Genomic DNA, 19,831 nt, shown 5'->3' with positions numbered 1-19,831 from the left:
CCCTCCTTCTCCTATCGTAGCAAAAAACGCAACCCGAAGCTTCATTTGAAAGCAAAAAAACAGACCGCCGGAAGCAGTCTGTTTTTTATGTTCGCCATTCAGCTTCTACTCTGTAGATCGGCTGGCCTTTAGCGGCGAACTTTTCTTCGTATTCGGTCATCACGTTTCCTTGAAAATCGCTTTGATGCAGATCAAGGCTAACGAACGTCAAAACGAGTCCGTATTCGGAAAAACTGGTAAGGGAGTACTCAAATAACCCTCGGTTATCGGTTTTGAAATGAATCGCTCCCTTGCCTCCGAGCACCTGCTCATACTTTTTCAAGAACGCTTGATTGGTCAGACGGCGCTTTGCATGGCGTTTTTTCGGCCACGGGTCGGAAAAATTCAAATAGACCCGGTCGACCTCCCCATCTGCAAAAACGTCTGAAAGCATATTGGCATTAATGTTCAAAAGCTTTACATTCGGCGCCTCTGTCTGCTTTACTTTATCAACAGCGGTTACGATGACGCTTTTAAATAATTCGATTCCGATATAGTTTACATCCGGATTTTGCAGGGCCATTCCTGAAATAAATTGCCCTTTTCCGGTTCCTACTTCGATGTGGATCGGGTTGTCATTTCCAAAAATGGAATGCCATTTCCCTTTACATTGAGACGGCTCGCTGATCACAATATGAGAGTTTTCAGCCAGGTAGTCATCCGCCCAAGGCTTGTGACGCATTCGCATGTACTTACACCTCTATTTGTTATATCGTCTTACAACATACCATGAAATCCCGGAATCCCGCAAGGCCTCTTCCAAAGCAAAAAAGACCGAAGATCGGCCTCCGGGTCTTTCGCGTATAAATTACAGCTTTCTGAACATTTTAATCCATATACTCCGAGAATGAAGGGAAGTGCCAATATTATGGGCTTAAATCAGCAAAATCAGATTCATCTATTAAAAGATATTCTCTCAGACCATCAGGCAGACTGCACCGGAACCGTCGCTGAGTGCGAACAGATGGAGCGGATTATCAAGTCTTTAATGGCAAATACGAATCTTGACGCCGGCCTGAAAGGCGTTCTCGAAGACATTTATTTGTACAGCCAGAGGGGAAAATCGTCCGCTTCAATCAATAGCCACATTCAGGAACACCAGGATCATCTCACACAATGGGTGGAAGATATCGGCTCATTTTCATGAAGCTCCGGCGAGACGCTTCATTAATGCGTGAAGCTGTTCCAGCCCTTGGTGAAAGCCTTCCTGATTGCCTTTCGCTTCTTGCCAGAGTGTTGTCATTGCTTTTTCCGCCAATACGTACCAGGCCATTCTCAGCCTGAGATTGTCCGTTAACGAAGAGCCGTAGCGTTCGAGCCAGCTTCCCCATTCCCGCTCTTCAACGTAATGATAAAGAAGCGGCCCCAGATCGATCGCGGGGTCTGCAATCATCGCTCCATCCCAATCGATTAAATAAAGCTGGTTCTGATCTGTAAGAAGCCAATTGTTATGATTCACATCGCAGTGACAGACGACCTTTTCTCCGGACTGTACATCATCGAGATGGTGCTCCAGATACAAAAGGGCTTGGTCAAGCTGCGGTATCGGATATTGCCGGGCCTGGATAAACTGCTTCAATTGAGTGATTACAGAGCTTGGCTGAAAAGGCTGCTTGCCGAGTCTCTTCAGCATGTCTAAAAGCTCTTTGGAGCTGTGAATTTTCCGAAGCATCTCAGCCACCGCCTGGCTGTTCATATCCTTCGGCTTCAGTTCTCTTCCCTTGAGCCAGTGCTGTGCTGTAATCACATCCCCGTTTTCCATTCGTTTTGTCCAAACGAGCTTAGGAACAATTCCTTCCGCGGACAGGACAGCCAAAAAAGGAGAGCTGTTGCGCTTTAAAAAAAGCTGCTGTCCATTATGTTCTGCATAATATGCGTCTCCTGTAGCTCCTCCTGCGGGGGAAATCTCCCATTCGCTACCTAGTAATTGTCCCAACCAGTTCATATCGATTTTCAACCCATCATTTCATTAAAAGATTTTAAAAAGCATCTGCTCCCTAGAGCGGGCAGCAAACCGCTTGTATTGTCGTCTCTTTATATTCAAATAAAAAGACGGCTATTGAGAGTCATTTGTGCTAAACAATAGCCGTCTTTTAAATTTTAGCGCTAGACGCCAAACTTCGTCAAGCAAAACTAAAAAATCCCTTTTGGTTCGTATAGAACATAGGTTCCGATGCCGTTCAGCCGAAGCCTTTTTTCCGCTTGAACCTTCCCATTGAAGAACGTAAAAGGATCGCAGTGCAGCAAGTACTGTTTCTGGGGAGGCAGCTCAAGCGTTTCCTTTTTTGCAGACGGACAATGCACCACTATGATTTCGTTCCAGGGATCAAATGCTGCAATGTTCTTCAGCTTGTAGGCCGTCACTTCTCCTGTACCGCTCATAAAAGAAAGATGTTCCTTGACGTCCTCCTCTTTTTGCAGACGAAAAGCGGGATGGCTTCTCCGCAGCCTGATCAGCTGGCGCACATATTCGACGTCCTCGCAAAGCTCCGCCCGCTTTTCCCAATCGAGCCTGTTGATGCCATCTCCCGACCTGTAGCTGTTGCTGTCCCCATTCTTTGTTCGGCAAAATTCCTGCCCGGCATGAAGAAATGGAACGCCTTGCGAAAGCAGGACGATCGACAGCGCGAGCCTTTGTCTGAGCCGTTTTGTGCAGGCATCTTCTTCCGAACAGAAGGCCATCTTATCCCAAAACGTATGATTGTCATGGCACTCCGCATAATTGATTGACTGTGGCGGCAGCAAGAATCCCGGTGAGCCGGCAATTCCATGTTGAAGCTCAGCTTTTTTTCCAGTGTCCCCTAAAGCATATCCGCGGTCACCGAGCTCAAATGTACTCCCTTTGACTGCGTTTCTGAACCGATCATTAAAAAAGCCGACCGCCGGAACTTTCCCGGCATTTTGCAATGTTGCTTTTTGCCCGCTTTCAAGCGGGGTATTTAAATCCCAGCCTTCTCCGAACAGGAGCGCGCCCGGCTTCACATTCTCGGCAAGCTTACTGATTTGGCGGACGGTTTCAATATCAAGAATGCCCATTAAATCAAAACGAATTCCATCGACATCATATTCTTCAAGCCAATAGCGGACAGAATCGAGAATATATTTTCGCACCATCAGCCGCTCAGATGCAATGTCATTTCCGACGCCTGTTCCGTCGGCTGGAAAACCGTATTCATTATGTCTGAAAAAATACCCGGGAACCGTTTTTTCAAAAGGGGATGTTTCCCTCTTGTACACATGATTATATACGGCATCCATGATCACGGAGAAGCCGTGTTTGTGCAGCGTCTGAATCATCGTTTTCAGCTCGGTGATTCTGCTTTTGGGGTTCTGCGGATCGAGCGAATAGCTTCCTTCAGGCGCATTAAAATGAAGGGGGTTATAGCCCCAATTATAGGATTGGTCCGGAGACAGCTCGTCAACTCCGGCAAAATCGTGAAAGGGCAGAACCTCGATATGGGTAACACCGAGCTCTTTCAAATAGGCAATTCCCGTTGAGAAGCCGCCGGACGTTTCAGTTCCGTCCTCTGTAAAAGCAAGATATTTGCCTTTATGGCGCATACCGCTGTCTTCATGAATCGAAAAATCGCGGATGTGAACCTCATATATAACCGCATCACACGGACTGTGAAGGCTTGGCGCACGGTATTTTTCCACTTTGACTTCCTCAGGATCTATTACAACGCCCTTTTCCCCGTTTACCGTAACAGCTTTCGCATAAGGATCGACTGTCAATAACGGCGTCCCGTTTACATAAAGCTTATATAAATAGGACCAGCCGTTCAGATCGCCTTCGATCGTTACCTCAAAAACACCCTTTTCTCTGCGCATCATTTGAAAAGTATTTGTTTGAAGCGAATCAGGGCTCTCCAGCTTGATCGCTGCCGTACTCGCGGTCGGCGCCCATACCTTAAATAAAGTACGCTCTTTTGAATAAAAAGCACCGAGACGGCCGTCATAAAAAAAAGCCTTGTCAAACGCCGCACTTCGCGTAACAGAACCGATTTGCAGGTCTGTCCAGACGCTTTCTTCACAGCATACTTTATGAACTCTTCCGAATGGAACGGGGCGGCTGCTTTCGAGAACATACTTGAATTTCTCCTCAAGCTCCTCCGTCGCTTTTACCGAAAGCTCTATCTTCCCTCCTTGATCATCTTCAAGCAGAAAAGGGGGGCTGCAGCTTGACGCGCGGCTCTTCGGAACTAAAACAGTGATCGTTCTCATTTCATCGAGATAAGCTTCAAAGGGGCGGCTGATACCCGGCATCTCAGTCTCTCCTTCATTCGAAAGATTTATGCTCTTAACCGAAGAGATTCGGTCCCTGTTTTGATGAAAACGGGCGCCCAGCCGATCACCTCTCCATCCGCTTGAAAGAGCACCCGCTCATTCGTATGAAAATAAATTTCTTTCGTCTTAAACGCCGTAACACCGTTTTTACCGATGTGTTTGCCGAATATCATTGCAAACAAGAGGCCGGCTTTTTTCAATACGGAGCGGTCTTCAATAATGATCACGTCTAAAAACTCATCCCGAGGATTTGCGTTCGGTGCAATCTTCATGTCTCCGCCATAGTAGGGGTGATTTGAAACCGACGCAAACCAGATTTTTTTAAACGTACGCTTGTCATCCCCATTCTCATACGAAAGAACAAACGGTTTAAACGAAAACGCCGTAACAAAGAAAATCAGCGGCTGAATCAAATGATTCAGCCTGAGAGCAGCCGTCCATTTCGGCAAAGCAGTCATCTTTTTGACGGCGCAGGCATCAAATCCCAGGCTGAGATGATTGGTAAAATAAAGTTCGTTTTCACTGTCTTTCGTATGAAAGCTTCCGAGGGCATAGGTCCGGGTCAGCGATTGCCCTTTTCGCTTCATTTCTTTAATGACATTCGATTTTTTCACGGCAAAGCCGCGTTTAAAATCATTATTTAAGCCCGACGGGATGACGCTCAGCTGAATGTCCCGCAAGCTGACTAAGCCGTTGAGCACTTCATGGACGGTTCCGTCCCCGCCGATCACCAGCAGACGCTTCAGTCTGTCATCCTGCATCGTTGATATTTGCCTTGCCAACACTTCAGCATGCCCGGGATGCTGGGTCATAAATGAGCGGTACGATATATTTGCCTTTTGAAGGTCTTTCTGCAATGATTTCCATACTCTGAAGGCCGTCGCATTTCCCGCCTTTGGATTTATGATGATATACCAATCGCTCATGATTCCATTCTCCATTTTATAGTATGAAAAAGCCGGGATAACGTTCTGGCGGTCAGCTCAGCCATTCCTGTCTCCGCATCGAGTCGGAGACGCCGTGCGACAACAGAATTTTCGCCGTTTTCAGCTGCTGGCTTTTAATCGGGGCGAAGTTCTTTTGCTGCTTCTCCAGCCACTCTTTCCAGTGTCTTTTGTCGCAAATGCCGATTCCGTAAGGAGGTTCCGGATAATCGATATACGATGTCCGGCTGACAACGACTTTGCGCACAGGCAGTTCAATCCCCGATCCCTTTAACAAGCCGGAAAGAACCGTGCCTGTCCTGAGAAGCTCAACAGCCGGATTTAACAGTGACCGTTCCCTTCCCCTTACCGTTTTTTCTTTCCAAAAACGATCTTTGGAACCGATAAATGCGCTGTCCTTCTCACCTTCGAGAAATGATATACAGTAGATCTCAAGAGGTGTGAGAATCAAGACGCTGAGCTCTACCGCAGCCTGATTCACCTGCAGCACCGGCCGATACATGATGAAATATGAATCCGGCAGCTGCTGTGCCAAAATGTGCAGGATTTTATCGCTTTTTATTTCCCGGGAAAGCCTGGATATGTCAGAGATTGTCGAGCTTGCCCATTTCAGCTGAAACTCGTACACGTATTCTTTGAAAAACGACACGAGTTCCTCCCCTGCCGCAGGAATTCTTGCAATCAAGCTTTCATCCATTTCTCCGTCCAGTCCGTTAAACCATTCATCGGCTTCTTTTCCTTTATTAATATCGGATGCTTCTTTTTTTCTCTTTAATGTAAATGTCTTCTTTCTTTTTCCGACCGTTTCATCATCGGCGGCTTCTTTATCGTAATGAAGGCTGTCTTTCTTTTTCTCAGCCATCTCTTTAATTGACTGCCAGCGCTGCTTTTTCAAGCGGATAAACTGGTTGATATAATGATAAGGATCCTGTTCATACCTTGAAATGCAGTCCTGTATTTTAATAATCTGTGCCATCTGCGTTCATCTCCGAATCCTGCTTTTCTGCAGCCGGCCGTTCACCAAAATGGAAAACGGCTTGATGCTCATATTTGGGAAGCCTGTCTAAATGAGTTTGAAAGATGGTGAAATGCCCGGCCGTAAAAGACATCGCGTCTTCAAGAGGCTCCAGGCGGCCGTTAAAAGAGGCCGATCCATTCCACTTTCTGGCGACCGTCATATGTGGATGAAAAGGCCGTTTTTCAATTTCAAATCCCGCCGCATCTGCAGCATGCTTCACCCGTTCCCTCACGTGAAAGAGAGCGTCTGAGTATTCCGGTTTCACATGAAGAATTCTCGGCTCCGACGGCTTGCCGAAGGTTCCGAAACGTTTCAAGGCAATCTGAAACGGAGCCGTCTCAGTGGAGATCAGCTTGAGGCTGTCAGCAAGCATAGCCAGCTGCTCTTCTTCAGCGGAGCCGAGGAACACGAGGGTGATGTGGTAGTCCAAAGGATGCACCCATCTATGAAAAGAAAATTCCGGACGGCTGCTGACTGTTCGATAAAGCGGCTCACTAAGCTCCGCCGGAATTGGAATTCCAATAAAGTAATGCGGTTTGACTGACATATGTATGGCTTCCTCCTCATTCGTCTTCTCTATATTTTAACAAAAAATATAAGGACTTATAACCTCTCTATTTTCCACTTTCCGAGGCCTTATGATAGGATAATGACAGAATCATGTTTTTTGGAAAGGGTGCACAGCCGTGAAAGCCGTTCACAATATTGCAGAATTAATCGGGGAAACGCCCCTTGTCAAGTTGAACCGCGTTCAGCCCGAAAACGCAGCCCAAGTTTATATCAAGCTTGAATCTTTTAATCCGAGCGGAAGCGTGAAAGACCGCGCGGCCTACCAAATGATTGTGGATGCCGAAGAAAAAGGCCTGCTGAAACCAGGTTCAACCATCATCGAACCGACGAGCGGAAACACCGGCATCGGCCTTGCGATGAACGCTGCGGCAAGAGGCTACAAAGCCATTCTTGTTATGCCTGATACGATGACAAAAGAGCGGATCAACCTTCTGAAAGCGTACGGAGCTGAGGTCGTCCTGACGCCGGGGGATGAAAGGATGCCGGGCAGCATCAAAAAAGCGCAGGAGCTTGCTCGGGAAATTCCGGGCAGCTTTATTCCGATGCAGTTTGATAATGAAGCCAATCCGGAGGCTCACCGGAGATCAACCGCTCTGGAAATTGCCCGGGCAATAGAAGAAATCGGCAAACCGCTTGCCGCATTTGTTGCAACAGCAGGAACAGGGGGAACGATTACCGGAACAGGCGAAAAGCTGAAAGCGTTATTTCCGGGGATAACCGTTCATGTGGCAGAACCTGCAGGGTCGCCTGTTTTATCCGGGGGCAAACCGGGAAAGCACAAGCTTGTCGGGACAAGTCCGGGATTTATTCCAAACATTTTAAACGAAAACGTCTATGACGAAATCTTAAAGATCAAGGACGAAGAAGCCTATGAGATGACGCGCAGATTGGCGCGGGAAGAAGGAATCCTTGTCGGCTCTTCTTCTGGGGCCGCTTGCTTCGCCGCTGTTGAAACAGCTAAGAAGCTCCCTCCCGACAAAGTGGTCGTCTGTATGACAGCCGATACAGGAGAACGCTATTTATCAAGCGATTTATTTCAATTTGATTAAGAGAGAAAAGCCTGGTTTCTGTTGTGAAATCAGGCTCAGATTGTTGAAAAAATCCCAAAGCTAAGAGACGTTTTGGGATTTTTTCATCTTTTTAGCGTGAACCGCAACCCTTGTAGTCTAGGAAGGCCGAGCATTGGAGCTGGTTTTCACAGGATTGTGATGACGGCAGTGTTCAGGTAGGACGACGCCTGCTCCGTTAGCCGCCGTTTCTCTTTTGTTCGTGAGCACCGACTTAGCAGGCCTGACAACGAATGCGAGGGTCTGCCGACACGGAAAGAAGCGGATAAAACGCCCGTAACCGAAAAAGAACAAAAAATAAAATGAATAAAACCGTTTCCTCACATGCAGCAATTCCTTTTCCTGCTTCAAAAAGCCCCTCTCCTGAAAACAGCAATGTTTAACAGCAAAAAAGCCGCTCTAGAGAGCGGCCGTCTTCGTTATGCTACACATGCATTCCTGTCCTGGCATCGTTGTGATCCGTTATATATTCAATCCGCTTGAAACCGCAGTCCTTTGCATTTTGATATAGAAGCTCCAGTTTTTTTTGATCTTTGCAGTATATCGTGACAAAACTCGAATCGGCTGTAAGCACAATCAGCTCGCAGCTGCTTTTCATATATGATTCATATGTGCTGACATCTTCAGGATGGCCATCCTTCGGAAAAGCCTTCAGATCGGCGAAGATGAGATAGTACCTTGCGTCTTCCAGCCTTTTTTTAAATGCTTCTCCTGTCATCACCTGCGGATCTTGAGGAAAAAGATTTTCATCTGACAATTCACCGTTTTCCACGAGATAGCATTCGCCATCGGCAAGCAGCCAATTGAAATCGGCCGGTTCAACCGGCTTCAGCATATCGAGAAGAAAGCGCCCGTACCCGTTCGGGATTTCAAATAAAACGCCTCGCTTATGACTCATGTCATCACTCTCTTTGCTACTTCGCCAATTCATAAATGGCCTGTGCATATATCGATACAGCCTTCAGCAGATCATCAATTTCCATATACTCGTCTTTCTGATGGGCAACGTCGGGACGGCCTGGAAACAGCGGTCCAAATGCCACGCCGGCTTCCAGTGACCGTGCATATGTCGCCCCTCCGATCGAAATTAATTGTGCCGTTTCCCCTGTCTGCTCCTCATAGACCCGCTGCAGCGTTTGGATCAGCTTATGGTCTTTTGCTACATGATGGGGCTTGCTGTCTTTAAAGCTCACCAGCCGGGCGCCCTTTATTTGCGAAAGCCCGGATTTCACCCGATCGCTCTCTTCAGTCACAGGATAGCGGATGTTAATATGGGCTTCTCCGCCTTTTTCCTGTTCATACTGCAGCCGGCCGACATTCAACGTCAGCTCTCCGCTGATGTCATCGCGGCAGCCGATGCCGATTTTTTCCCCTCTCGTATCTCCGGCAAAAGCCCCGCTAACCGTTTGAACAAACTGGAGCCCGGCTCTGTCAAGGGATTGGGTATGTAAAAACTCGGACAAAATGAGGCCGGCATTGACACCGTTATTAGGCTCCATGGCGTGAGCTGATTTGCCGTACACGGTTAATGTCAGTCTGCCGTCTTCTTGAAGAATACGCCCTTCTGCGCGCTTTTCTTTTACAAACCGGACAAATGACTCTTCAAAACCTGATGGGGCAGACCCCTCCAGGACGGCTTCGGCGTCATCAGGCACCATGTTCAGACGCCGGCCGGACCGGAAAGTCTCCAATGTTAAGTCCGCACCTGTTTCCGCTTGATCAGTTTCAATTTTTAAAGCCGCGTCAATCAGGCCTTTTTCCGCATAGATAATCGGAAAATCAGCATCAGGCGCAAAACCGGCCGAAGGCATCTCTTCGTGTTTAAAATAATGCTCCACACAGCGCCAGTCGCTTTCTTCATCAGTGCCGATAATCATTCTGATCCGCTTTGATAATGGGAGGCCGGAGTCTTTGACAATTTTTAATGCATGATACGCGGCCATTGTCGGCCCTTTATCATCAAGCGCTCCCCTTGCATAGATGCGGCCGTCTCTAATTTCTGCAGCAAACGGATCGCTCGTCCAGCCATCTCCAGGCGGAACGACATCAATATGGCAAAGCACGCCGATGATCTCCTCGCCTTTCCCCCATTCGATATGGCCTGCATACCCGTCAAGATTTTTGACCGTAAATCCGCTTTCTTCCCCTTTATTCAAAAGCGCTGTCAGGCATTCTAGAATTCCTTTTCCAAACGGCCGACCCGGACCCGCCGTCTCTTCATCAAGGACGCTGTTGATTTTTAAAAAACCTTGAATATCCTCTACGATCTCATTCCGTCTTTTTGACACTTCCTGTTCCCAGTTCATAATTTCGCCCCTTCTTTTTTCAGTTTAGCCAAAAACCCTTGCAAAAACACCCGATAACGAATAATATAGATATTGTTTTGCTATAATGTTCGTTATTGGAGGAAATGATGTTTAACATAAAAGAAAACCAAACTACAGTCAAAAAAGAAATCCTCGCCGGTATTACAACCTTCTTTACAATGGTTTATATCGTCGTGGTCAACCCTAGTATCCTATCCGGTACAGGCGTCCCGTTTGATCAAGTGTTCACTGCCACAATCATTGCTGCCGTCGTCGGAACGCTTTGGATGGCGCTTTCCGCCAACTTTCCGATCGCGATTGCACCCGGGATGGGGCTGAATGCGTATTTTGCAGTGTCAGTCGTCGGCTCGTCCAACGGCGAAATTTCTTACCAGACAGCGTTCAGCGCTGTTTTCGCGGCCGGCATCCTCTTTATTATCTTATCGCTAACACCTCTTAGAAAACAACTGATCGAAGCCATTCCGGCTAATCTAAAATACGGGATTACCGCCGGAATCGGCTTGTTTATCGCTTTTGTCGGTCTGAGAGGAGCCGGAATCATTACCGCCAATGAATCCAATTTGGTCGGACTCGGCAATCTGCACTCGCCCGGAGTGATCCTGGCACTAATCGGCTTGGCTTTCTCCGTCGTTTTGATGGTCATGAATGTGAACGGCGCTCTATTTTTCGGTATGATCTTAACCGGCCTGATCGCCTTTTTTACCGGCCAGCTTGAGTTTACCAAAGGGATTCTGTCAATGCCTCATCTGCCGGAAAAACTGATCGTCACAAACCCTTTCGCCGCTTTTGGAGATGTCGTCCACTACGGCCTTTATTCGGTTGTCTTCTCGTTCCTGCTCGTCACGATTTTTGATACGACAGGAACGATGATCGGTGTCGCCGAACAAGCCGGACTCATGAAAAACAACAAACTGCCGAATGCAAGAAAAGCCCTTCTTGCCGATTCGACAGCGACGACGATCGGCGCAATGTTCGGGACAAGCCCGACGACCGCTTATATCGAATCATCCGCAGGGGTGGCCGCAGGCGGAAGAACAGGGCTTACGTCTTTAACAGTCGCTGTGCTTTTCGGAGCGGCGCTGTTTTTCAGCCCGCTTGTGAGCGCGGTCTCCGGGATCTCGGCGATTACGTCGCCGGCATTGATCATTGTAGGAAGCATGATGATCGGCGCTGTCACCAACATTCGCTGGAAAGAGCTTGACGAAGCATTCCCGGCCTTTCTCGTCATTTTGACAATGCCGCTGACATCATCTATTGCGACAGGCATTTCCCTCGGGTTTATTTCTTATCCGATTGTCAAAGCCGCGAAAGGCAAATGGCGCGAAATTCATCCGCTTGTCTTCGTGTTTGCCGTTCTCTTTTTCATACACCTCTTCTTTTTGGAAGGGCATTAAACGACTGAACCCCGTCTTTTTTAAAAAGACGGGGTTTTCAGCATCAGGCTGAGCGCGATGACGAGGCAGCACCAGATCAACCCCGGATAGAAAAACCAGTCAATGGAATTCCGCCTGGCTTCATAAAAAGCGTCGCTTTCTTTGTCTGCCCCCAGCAAAAAAACGCGTTCCATCACCTTGTCAAAATGGACGGACAACAGACTTCGATAAGCGAAGGCAAAAACCAGGAGAGCGCCCGCTTTCATCCAGATCGGTCCAACCATGATCAGCGCCGTAAAAATGCCGATCATTTGCATAAGCTGTCTTTTATAGTCCGGATGGCGCAGCATCACTTTAAAAAAGATTTCCTTAAGGCCATTTTGCACTGTACGGGCTTTAAAGATGTTCCGAGATTTTTTAAAGAACAGCCGCGGCCTTTTTGCCCCTCGTTTCCCCTGCTTCGGCACGCTTCCATCCAGGTTCAGCGACAGGAAAAATTTTGCGAGTCTCAGCTTTCTTCTGTTATCAAATTCAACCTCTTCATAAAATAGATACATGTTGCCGAGAGTGCCGCAGGCGGTCTTCAGCGCGGCCACAGACAGCACCATGCCGCTCAAGAGTACAACCGGCCAGGAAAACAACAAAACAACTGCACAAGCCGACAGCCACACGAAAAAGATCAGTCCGGCGTTCAGCACCCGGTGTTTCAGCTTGTACTGCCATCCGATGTTCCGCCTCTTCAAGACGGTGATCAAGGAATTGAGACAGAAATAAAAAAAGAATACGGCGAGACAAGCGGGCAGTTCAATCCCAAATTGTCTGACGAACAGAGGAGTAAACACGGCCGCCGCCAACAGCCATTTGCAAAACTGGATAAACAGACAATATAAATAGCCGCACCTTTTCATGTCCAGCACGAGTGTCTTTTTTTGCAACAAATAAAGCTGATCAGCTTCCATTAAAAATGTCCTCACAGACCCAAACAGCGTAAAAACGGCCGGAGCAAGCACAATCAATCCGGCCTGCCATCCGTTATCAAACGACCCTCCATTCAGCCATTTGATATATTGATAAACGCCGATTCCAGCCGCAGGCAGTACAATATACAGCGCAACCGTCCAATCGATGACCAGTTTGATGATCCGGAGCTGATAAAGACAGTCCGCTTTCAGCCTGCTGATAAACAGAGCCCGGCCGCTCATGCGGGAGCACCTTTTACAGCAAAGTAAAAGCAGTCAAGCAGCGAGCCACCCGAAAGGCCGGTTTTCTCCTGCAGCTCTTCGAGCGTACCTTCCAGCATCAGACGGCCATTTGAAATCAGCAAAAAACGGTCACAGATCTTCTCGGCGGTATCCAGCACATGCGTACAAAGCAAAATACCCGCTCCCCGCTTCTGCTCTTCTTTCAGCATATCCAAAAAGAGGCGGCTTGCGATCGGATCGAGCCCAATAAACGGTTCATCGATAATATATAGATCAGGCTGCATGAGAAAAGCATGGATCAGCATCAGCTTTTGCTGCATCCCTTTCGAAAAGCTCCCCGGATAATCATGAAGCGCATGCTCCAGCGAGAATCGCTCGATGAGCCGATTCGCCCTCGGCAAAAACGAGGACTCGTCCTCCTGCAAAAACGTCCCTAAAGCCGTGATATGCTCCCATAAAGTCAATTCGTCGTAAAAACTGGGCTGTTCAGGTATGTATGCATAGTTTGACGTTTCAGCCCATTCAACCTGCCCGGCCATATGCCTTGTTAAACCGAGTATCGTTTTAATTGTCGTGCTTTTCCCCGCTCCATTCGGTCCGATTAATCCGACAAGCTCGCCTTCCCCCACAGTAAACGATATATTTTCGATCGCCGATTTTTTTTCTTCATAACCGGATTTTTCAATATGCACTTTTAATTTCATTATCTTTACCACCTCTCTTTTACTACGTATGAAGCTAGAAAAAGTTTAAAATTTTTTTGGCAAAAAAACGTGATCGTACTGCATGTTCTGCTCACGATTTTCATTTTTTCATTAATTTGGCTCCGGCTTTTTTCTGGATATTTGGCAAAGAGATCGTGTATAATATTTATTGATCATTTTCAAGAAATGGTCGCTAACCGTCCATGCTGCATTTTGGAGTCGTAAGTTGTGGTAGTCAAGTCCATTCGATCATACGATAGGGAGTGGTTGTTTGAAACCTTCAACAAACCGAATGCTAACCAGGATCAAATCAGTATACATGTTCATTCAAGAAAAAGGACTCGTTACAACCCAGGAACTGGTTGATGAATTTGGCACTACACCGAGAACAATCCAGCGTGATCTGAATGTGTTGGCATACAACGATCTAGTACACAGCCCCAGCAGAGGCAAATGGGAGACTACAAGAAAAAAAGTAAAAATCTCCTCATAGTAATATTCTGAAAAATTGAACTTTAGCGCTGAATATCATATAGGACAGCCATCAAACATAAAAAGCATCAAACCCGATGAAGTTTGATGCCCCATAAACCAGCTCTACAGGCACTCGACGAATCAGAGTGTCTTTTTGTTTTGCAATGCGGCAAGCTCGTGCTCAGAGAGCTCTCTGTATTCCCCCGGCAAAAGCTCTCCATCAAGATCGACATCCCCCATTTTCAGCCGCTTTAAATAGATGACGTCACGGCCGACAGCCTTCAGCATTCTTTTAACCTGATGAAATTTTCCTTCCGTTATTGTCAAAAGCAGACGTTCCACGCCGTTTTTGCTTGCCAAAAGCGACGCTTCAGCCGGTTTTGTGACATATCCTTCACCGATATCGACCCCTTTTTCAAGCTGATCGAGAGCCGCCTGATCAATCGGCTTATCGACATGTACTTCATACGTTTTAGGCACGTGTTTTTTCGGCGATAAAAGCTGGTGTGCCAACTGGCCGTCATTCGTTAAAAGCAGCAGCCCCTCGGTATCCTTGTCAAGCCTTCCGACCGGAAACGGCTCAAACCTCAGCAGCTCCGGATCGAGCAAATCAACAACCGTTTCCTGGCGGCTGTCTTCTGTCGCTGACAGCACGCCTTGCGGCTTGTTCATCATCAAGTAAATAAATTCCTGATAAACGACGGGTTCGCCGTAAACCGTGATGTCGTCTGATTCCGGGTCTACATGCTCTTTTGCGTCTTTGATCAGTTGATCATTCACGCGTACCGCCCCGTTTTTCAGCATTTTTTTGACTTCTTTTCTCGAACCGTAGCCGCTGTTTGACAACAGTTTATCCAATCTCATGAAGACACTCCCTTTTTTTACATAAAAAGAAAAGCCCTTTTTAGGAGGCCTTTCTTTTGAAAAAGCGATTCAACCGCTGACCGAACATTTTTTCGAGCAGTTTCACACGGTAAGCCAAGTACAGATAAACCGATCCGCCGACCGCGGTTGTGATGAAAATGACGACAGCAGATTTGATCTGCCCGCCTTCATATGAAATAAACAGACTGAGTAGCGCCTGAACAAGCAGCAACATGATGCCCATGACCGCCGTCAGGATCAGCATCAGCAAAAACCGTTTAAACAGTTTGCGATACGAATAGCCGGCATGACGTTTAATCATAATAAATCCGTACAGGAGTGACGCTGAATAGCCGAGCGCCGTTGCCAAAATCGATCCGCTTCCTTGAAACAGCTTGATGAGCGGAACGTTAAGCCCAATTTTGATCACAATCCCGATCATCAGGCTGACAACCGCAAATTTCTGCTTGTTCACCCCCTGCAAAATCGCAGCGTTGACGGTGAAGAGCGAGAATAACAGCGCCACGGGCGCGTACCAGAACAAAATATCTCGTCCCATTTCAGGGAGCAGGCTTTCCGAGCCGTAAAAGAACGTGTAAACCGGACCCGATAAAAGAGCCATACCGACTGATGCAGGAAGAACGATAAAAAGAATGATCTGCATCGCCTGATCAATCTGTTTATTTAAAGCAGGGAAATCTTTGTTGGTAAAGTTTTCAGTCACCGCCGGGATCAATGTCAGGCCGAATGCCGTCGCGAGAGATACCGGTATCATCACAAGCTTTGGCACGTACAGCGTCACGATCGCCATCAAATCCTGGCTGATGTTTTGATAGCCGGCTGCAATCATCGCTTTATTAAACGTATTCGTATCAATGTACTGGTAAAGCGGTATCGCCAATCCGACAAAGATGTATGGGGCGGCATAGCTGAACAGCTCCTTAAACATCTGCCGGTACGTAATATTGGCGGAAGGAACCAGGTTCGGCTTCAGCGCCAAAAGCGCCCCTTTTCTTTTCTGCCAGGAAAAATAAAGCGTGAACAGCCCGGCGAATGCGCCGATCAAAGCCGCAAAAGTCGCATAGCCGACAGCGACGACAAGCCCTCCGTCTAATACTTTGATCACCAAATAAGTAGCCGTTAATAGAAAGACGATTCTGGCAATTTGTTCAACGACCTGTGAAACGGCTGTCGGCCCCATCATCTGGTGACCTTGGAAAAAGCCTCTGATCAGCGCCAGGATCGGCACAACAAGTAAAGCGAGACTGACCATGCGAATGACATACACGACATGTTCAATCGTCAGCCCGTTGTTTTCTGTTCCGCCGAGGGCCATCTCCGCAAAAAACGGGGCAGACAAATATAGAATGGAGAAAGCAATGATGCCTGTGACGAGCATCATCGACATTCCGGCGCGCAGCATCCTTCTCGTTGTTTCATAATCGCCCATCGAGTTATATTTTGAAACAAACTTGGACACGGCCGCCGGAAATCCCATGGTCGCAATGCTTAAAAAAATCGTATATTGATTATAACCGTACTGGAACAGGGCACCGCCGGTGGCACCGACCATGGCTCCGAACGGAATCAAGTAAATCATTCCGAGGATCCTTGAAATATAGGTACCAAGCGTTAATACAAAGGTGCCTCTTAACAGTTTGCTTGACATGTTCCCAATCACCATTTTTCTTCAATAGATTCAACTTTTCTATTTTAACATACAGGCGCATTACTCAGGTAATAATAACATGGCTAAATTTTAACATCCCCATGTTTTAACGTTTTTTCATCCAGCCGATCTTTCGTTATAATAAGAAGATGGAGCGCGGATATTATCTGATGAAATCCCTCCCGCCTGCACAGAATGCAGGCTCTACAAGACAGGAAAGTTGAGGATATTGGTATGAAGTATTTTGATGTCATCGTCATCGGCGGAGGCCCCTCCGGGCTGATGGCCGCCATCGCGGCCGGTGAACAGGGGGCGGACGTTCTTTTGATTGACAAAGGAAACAAACTCGGCCGCAAGCTGGCCATTTCGGGAGGCGGACGGTGCAATGTGACGAACCGCTTGCCGGTTGATGAGATCATCCGGCATATTCCCGGAAACGGACGCTTTTTGTACAGCGCTTTTTCTGAATTTAACAACGAGGACATCATCAAATTTTTTGAGCGCCTGGGCGTCAAGCTGAAAGAGGAAGATCACGGAAGAATGTTTCCTGTCTCCGACAAGGCGCAGAGCGTAGTGGATGCACTTTTAACAAGGCTTGAACAGCTTCATGTAAGCGTGCGGACAAACGAAAAAGTGAAAACAGTCCTATACAATGAAGAAAAAGCGTGCGGGATCGTGACAGGCAGCGGCGAAGAAATGGGAGCGGGCTCTGTCGTTATCGCTGTCGGCGGGAAAAGCGTCCCGCATACAGGATCGACCGGAGACGGCTATGAATGGGCGGAAAAAGCCGGCCATACGATTACGGAACTGTTCCCGACAGAAGTTCCGGTTACGTCTGACGAGCCTTTTATCAAGCAGAAAACATTGCAGGGCCTATCATTGAGAAACGTCGCTCTCAGCGTATTGAACAAAAAAGGAAAACCGGTCATCACCCACCAAATGGATATGATTTTTACCCATTTTGGACTTTCTGGGCCCGCTGTCCTCAGGTGCAGCCAATTTGTCGTTAAAGAGTTGAAAAAGCAGGAAAACGTCAGGCTGAAAATCGACTTGTTCCCTGATATTCATGAAGAACAGCTTTTTCAAAACATGCATAAAGAATTAAAGGACGCTCCGAAAAAATCACTCAAAAACATGCTGAAGCCTTGGATGCAGGAAAGGTATCTGCTGTTTCTTCTCGAGCGCAACAAGATTGATCCTTCTGAAACGTTTTCATCCCTTTCCAAAGACCGCTTCAGAGCTTTCGTCAAAGACTGTAAAGAGTTTACCGTCAACGTGAACGGCACTCTTTCGCTTGACAAAGCCTTTGTGACCGGCGGAGGGGTTTCCGTAAAAGAAATCGATCCTAAAAAAATGGCGTCCAAAAAAAAGGAGGGGCTTTATTTCTGCGGGGAAATCCTCGATATTCACGGCTATACGGGCGGGTACAATATCACATCCGCGCTTGTCACAGGCAGACTTGCAGGCATGAATGCAGGCGAATTTTCACTTTGCCGAAGAAAAAAATAAAATTGCTCCAAACCCTTGACAAATGTGGAATGGCAGAGTTTCAGCGCAGTGCTGAGACTTGTGCCTTTTTTGAAAAGTATGTTACGGTTAAAGAGTTTTGTTTCACCTGATTGTGGGGTAATAGGGGAAGCTAGGTCAAACTTCCTGAGAGAGAATGAATTTTATATGTGCAACTCATACTAAACATAATGATGGGAGTAAGGACGAAAAATGATTAGAGGGTGAGGATGATTTTGAAAAATATTTCAAGCGTTTTTTGGATTGTGATTGTTATCACAGCAGCAGCTGTATTATGGGGAATCGTTGCTCCTGATAACCTTCAGGCGTTAACGACTTCGATTCAAGGTTATGTTACGAACACACTAGGATGGTATTATTTATTGGTGGTTTCTCTGTTTGTCGCATTCAGCATCTTTTTGATCTTCAGTCCGATCGGAAAGATCAAATTAGGGAAACCTGAAGAAAAACCTGAATTCTCTCGATTATCTTGGTTTGCCATGCTTTTTAGCGCAGGTATGGGCATTGGTCTCGTATTTTATGGCGCGGCTGAACCGATCAGCCATTTTGCCATTAGCTCTCCATCAGGTGAAACAGAAACAGCCCAGGCCTTCAGAGATTCTCTGAGGTATACATTTTTCCACTGGGGATTGCATGCATGGGCGATCTATGCGATCGTTGCTCTTTGCATCGCGTACTTTAAATTCAGAAAAGACGCGCCTGGCTTGATCAGCGCGACGCTGTTTCCGGTCTTCGGCGACAAAGTCAACGGACCGCTTGGAAAAGGGATTGACTGCATCGCTGTCTTCGCAACCGTCGTCGGTGTAGCGACTAGTCTCGGAATCGGCGCCACGCAGATCAACGGCGGACTCCATTATCTATTCGGAGTGCCGAACAGCTTTCAAGTGCAGCTGGCAATTATTGCAGTCGTTACCGTGCTGTTCTTAGTTTCCGCATGGAGCGGTATCGGAAAAGGCATCAAGTACTTGAGCAATACGAACATGGTGCTGGCCGGCATCCTGATGATCTTTATGCTGTTCGTGGGACCGACAGTGTTGATTATGAACTCGTTTACGGACACGATCGGAACGTATATCTCCAACGTGGTGCAAATGAGCTTCCGCCTTGCGCCTAATGATCCGGACAGCCGTGAATGGATCAATTCATGGACGATTTTCTACTGGGCTTGGTGGATCTCCTGGTCGCCGTTTGTCGGTATTTTCATCGCCCGCGTATCAAGGGGGCGCACAATCAGGGAATTTTTGATTGCCGTATTGTTTGCCCCTACTGTGCTGGCGTTTCTATGGTTTTCAATTTTCGGGGTTTCAGCGATGGATCTTCAGCAAAAAGGGACTTTTAACATTGCAAAACTGTCTTCAGACACGATGCTGTTTGGCATGTTTGACCACTATCCGCTGGCGATGATTACATCTATCGTTGCCTTGGTGCTCATTGCCGTATTCTTTATCACTTCCGCAGACTCGGCAACATTTGTTCTCGGCATGCAAACGACTTACGGTTCACTGAATCCTGCGAATTCGGTCAAGATATCATGGGGAATCATCCAGTCAGCAATGGCTGCGGCGCTTCTGTATTCAGGCGGACTATCGGCCCTGCAAAACACCGCCATCCTGGCCGCACTGCCGTTCTCAGTCGTCGTGATTTTCATGCTTGTATCGTTGTATAAATCTCTGTCACAAGAGCGGAAAGAAATTAAACAGGCTGAGAAATTCCAGAAGCCAAGAAGCCCAAGGGTGAAAAAAGCATAAACGAAAACAGCTCTTTCT

General features: G+C 47.3%; 18 protein-coding genes. 6 read left to right on the top strand and 12 right to left on the bottom strand.

What is annotated here, in order from left to right; genetic code table 11:
• Positions 1-85: 85 nt before the first annotated feature.
• Entirely contained in the window at positions 86-727 is a 642-nt protein-coding gene (gene trmB / locus LQ247_RS17415) for a tRNA (guanosine(46)-N7)-methyltransferase TrmB (protein WP_023855521.1), read from the bottom strand.
• Positions 728-907: 180 nt separating this feature from the next.
• On the opposite strand from trmB, the gene LQ247_RS17410 reads away from it, so the two are divergent.
• Positions 908-1,186 (top strand): YtzH-like family protein, encoded by a 279-nt coding sequence (locus tag LQ247_RS17410; protein WP_020452620.1) that lies wholly within the window; start codon positions 908-910, stop codon positions 1,184-1,186.
• Here the strand turns inward: LQ247_RS17410 and LQ247_RS17405 are convergent.
• From LQ247_RS17405 to thpR, 5 genes are all read right to left on the bottom strand, one after another.
• Positions 1,181-1,984, bottom strand: a complete 804-nt coding sequence (locus LQ247_RS17405) for a phosphotransferase family protein (protein ID WP_020452621.1) — start codon at positions 1,982-1,984, stop codon at positions 1,181-1,183. The two genes, LQ247_RS17410 and LQ247_RS17405, sit on opposite strands and share 6 nt — an antisense overlap.
• A 188-nt stretch (positions 1,985-2,172) precedes the next feature.
• Positions 2,173-4,305, bottom strand: coding sequence for a type I pullulanase (gene pulA / locus LQ247_RS17400; protein WP_231006348.1), 2,133 nt, complete (start codon positions 4,303-4,305; stop codon positions 2,173-2,175).
• A 26-nt stretch (positions 4,306-4,331) separates the two neighbouring features.
• Positions 4,332-5,252 carry a YegS/Rv2252/BmrU family lipid kinase gene (locus LQ247_RS17395; protein WP_231006346.1) on the bottom strand — a complete coding sequence of 307 codons (921 nt, stop codon included), beginning with the start codon at positions 5,250-5,252 and terminating at the stop codon, positions 4,332-4,334.
• A 52-nt stretch (positions 5,253-5,304) separates the two neighbouring features.
• Positions 5,305-6,246, bottom strand: coding sequence for a hypothetical protein (locus LQ247_RS17390; RefSeq protein WP_231006345.1), 942 nt, complete (start codon positions 6,244-6,246; stop codon positions 5,305-5,307).
• Complete coding sequence (gene thpR / locus LQ247_RS17385) at positions 6,230-6,835, bottom strand: RNA 2',3'-cyclic phosphodiesterase (protein WP_105980042.1); 606 nt, start codon at positions 6,833-6,835, stop codon at positions 6,230-6,232. The genes LQ247_RS17390 and thpR overlap by 17 nt, the downstream gene beginning before the upstream one ends.
• A gap of 139 nt (positions 6,836-6,974) precedes the next feature.
• Between thpR and cysK the strand changes: the two genes are divergently transcribed.
• Positions 6,975-7,907: a cysteine synthase A gene (gene cysK / locus LQ247_RS17380; RefSeq protein WP_231006344.1), complete on the top strand. Its 933-nt coding sequence runs from the start codon at positions 6,975-6,977 to the stop codon at positions 7,905-7,907.
• 442 nt (positions 7,908-8,349) lie between these two features.
• Here the strand turns inward: cysK and LQ247_RS17375 are convergent, their stop codons facing one another.
• Positions 8,350-8,823, bottom strand: coding sequence for a DUF2691 family protein (locus LQ247_RS17375; protein WP_020452628.1), 474 nt, complete (start codon positions 8,821-8,823; stop codon positions 8,350-8,352).
• 16 nt (positions 8,824-8,839) lie between these two features.
• The gene (pepV, locus tag LQ247_RS17370) at positions 8,840-10,231 is read right to left on the bottom strand and encodes a dipeptidase PepV (RefSeq protein ID WP_231006343.1); all 1,392 of its coding nucleotides are present in this window, start codon (positions 10,229-10,231) and stop codon (positions 8,840-8,842) included.
• A gap of 107 nt (positions 10,232-10,338) precedes the next feature.
• On the opposite strand from pepV, the gene LQ247_RS17365 reads away from it, so the two are divergent.
• Complete coding sequence (locus tag LQ247_RS17365; RefSeq protein WP_020452630.1) at positions 10,339-11,646, top strand: NCS2 family permease; 1,308 nt, start codon at positions 10,339-10,341, stop codon at positions 11,644-11,646.
• Positions 11,647-11,666: 20 nt separating this feature from the next.
• Here LQ247_RS17365 and LQ247_RS17360 read toward each other — a convergent pair whose 3' ends face one another.
• Entirely contained in the window at positions 11,667-12,827 is a 1,161-nt protein-coding gene (locus LQ247_RS17360) for an ABC transporter permease (protein WP_231006342.1), read from the bottom strand.
• Positions 12,824-13,531: an ABC transporter ATP-binding protein gene (locus LQ247_RS17355; RefSeq protein WP_144499118.1), complete on the bottom strand. Its 708-nt coding sequence runs from the start codon at positions 13,529-13,531 to the stop codon at positions 12,824-12,826. Before LQ247_RS17355 ends, LQ247_RS17360 begins: the two co-directional genes overlap by 4 nt.
• A 271-nt stretch (positions 13,532-13,802) precedes the next feature.
• Between LQ247_RS17355 and LQ247_RS17350 the strand changes: the two genes are divergently transcribed.
• Positions 13,803-14,024 carry a DeoR family transcriptional regulator gene (locus tag LQ247_RS17350; RefSeq protein ID WP_003184500.1) on the top strand — a complete coding sequence of 74 codons (222 nt, stop codon included), beginning with the start codon at positions 13,803-13,805 and terminating at the stop codon, positions 14,022-14,024.
• 122 nt (positions 14,025-14,146) lie between these two features.
• Here the strand turns inward: LQ247_RS17350 and LQ247_RS17345 are convergent, their stop codons facing one another.
• Both LQ247_RS17345 and LQ247_RS17340 read right to left on the bottom strand, forming a co-directional pair.
• Positions 14,147-14,869 carry a pseudouridine synthase gene (locus tag LQ247_RS17345; RefSeq protein ID WP_020452633.1) on the bottom strand — a complete coding sequence of 241 codons (723 nt, stop codon included), beginning with the start codon at positions 14,867-14,869 and terminating at the stop codon, positions 14,147-14,149.
• 40 nt (positions 14,870-14,909) lie between these two features.
• Entirely contained in the window at positions 14,910-16,538 is a 1,629-nt protein-coding gene (locus LQ247_RS17340) for a putative polysaccharide biosynthesis protein (protein WP_020452634.1), read from the bottom strand.
• A 234-nt stretch (positions 16,539-16,772) separates the two neighbouring features.
• On the opposite strand from LQ247_RS17340, the gene LQ247_RS17335 reads away from it, so the two are divergent.
• Together LQ247_RS17335 and opuD are read left to right on the top strand one after the other, a co-directional pair.
• Positions 16,773-18,047 (top strand): NAD(P)/FAD-dependent oxidoreductase, encoded by a 1,275-nt coding sequence (locus LQ247_RS17335; RefSeq protein ID WP_105980032.1) that lies wholly within the window; start codon positions 16,773-16,775, stop codon positions 18,045-18,047.
• Between the two features lie 230 nt (positions 18,048-18,277).
• The gene (opuD, locus tag LQ247_RS17330) at positions 18,278-19,813 is read left to right on the top strand and encodes a glycine betaine transporter OpuD (RefSeq protein ID WP_105980601.1); all 1,536 of its coding nucleotides are present in this window, start codon (positions 18,278-18,280) and stop codon (positions 19,811-19,813) included.
• The last annotated feature ends 18 nt before the right edge of the window (positions 19,814-19,831 follow it).

Origin of the sequence: Bacillus sp. BS3(2021), assembly GCF_021043345.1 — a bacterium.
GTDB classification, from domain to species: Bacteria; Bacillota; Bacilli; order Bacillales; family Bacillaceae; genus Bacillus; species Bacillus paralicheniformis.
This window is presented reverse-complemented; position numbering and strand designations above follow the sequence as displayed.

What these genes read in the sequence shown, in the direction of transcription:
- LQ247_RS17340 (WP_020452634.1), bottom strand. Translation starts at nt 16,538, where the DNA reads ATGTCAAGCAAACTGTTAAGAGGCACCTTTGTATTAACGCTTGGTACC.
- thpR (WP_105980042.1), bottom strand. Translation starts at nt 6,835, where the DNA reads ATGTCAGTCAAACCGCATTACTTTATTGGAATTCCAATTCCGGCGGAG.
- LQ247_RS17355 (WP_144499118.1), bottom strand. Translation starts at nt 13,531, where the DNA reads ATGAAATTAAAAGTGCATATTGAAAAATCCGGTTATGAAGAAAAAAAA.
- pulA (WP_231006348.1), bottom strand. Translation starts at nt 4,305, where the DNA reads ATGCCGGGTATCAGCCGCCCCTTTGAAGCTTATCTCGATGAAATGAGA.
- LQ247_RS17365 (WP_020452630.1), top strand. Translation starts at nt 10,339, where the DNA reads ATGTTTAACATAAAAGAAAACCAAACTACAGTCAAAAAAGAAATCCTC.
- LQ247_RS17410 (WP_020452620.1), top strand. Translation starts at nt 908, where the DNA reads ATGGGCTTAAATCAGCAAAATCAGATTCATCTATTAAAAGATATTCTC.
- pepV (WP_231006343.1), bottom strand. Translation starts at nt 10,231, where the DNA reads ATGAACTGGGAACAGGAAGTGTCAAAAAGACGGAATGAGATCGTAGAG.
- LQ247_RS17390 (WP_231006345.1), bottom strand. Translation starts at nt 6,246, where the DNA reads ATGGCACAGATTATTAAAATACAGGACTGCATTTCAAGGTATGAACAG.
- LQ247_RS17360 (WP_231006342.1), bottom strand. Translation starts at nt 12,827, where the DNA reads ATGAGCGGCCGGGCTCTGTTTATCAGCAGGCTGAAAGCGGACTGTCTT.
- LQ247_RS17375 (WP_020452628.1), bottom strand. Translation starts at nt 8,823, where the DNA reads ATGAGTCATAAGCGAGGCGTTTTATTTGAAATCCCGAACGGGTACGGG.
- LQ247_RS17335 (WP_105980032.1), top strand. Translation starts at nt 16,773, where the DNA reads ATGAAGTATTTTGATGTCATCGTCATCGGCGGAGGCCCCTCCGGGCTG.
- LQ247_RS17405 (WP_020452621.1), bottom strand. Translation starts at nt 1,984, where the DNA reads ATGAACTGGTTGGGACAATTACTAGGTAGCGAATGGGAGATTTCCCCC.
- LQ247_RS17345 (WP_020452633.1), bottom strand. Translation starts at nt 14,869, where the DNA reads ATGAGATTGGATAAACTGTTGTCAAACAGCGGCTACGGTTCGAGAAAA.
- LQ247_RS17395 (WP_231006346.1), bottom strand. Translation starts at nt 5,252, where the DNA reads ATGAGCGATTGGTATATCATCATAAATCCAAAGGCGGGAAATGCGACG.
- trmB (WP_023855521.1), bottom strand. Translation starts at nt 727, where the DNA reads ATGCGAATGCGTCACAAGCCTTGGGCGGATGACTACCTGGCTGAAAAC.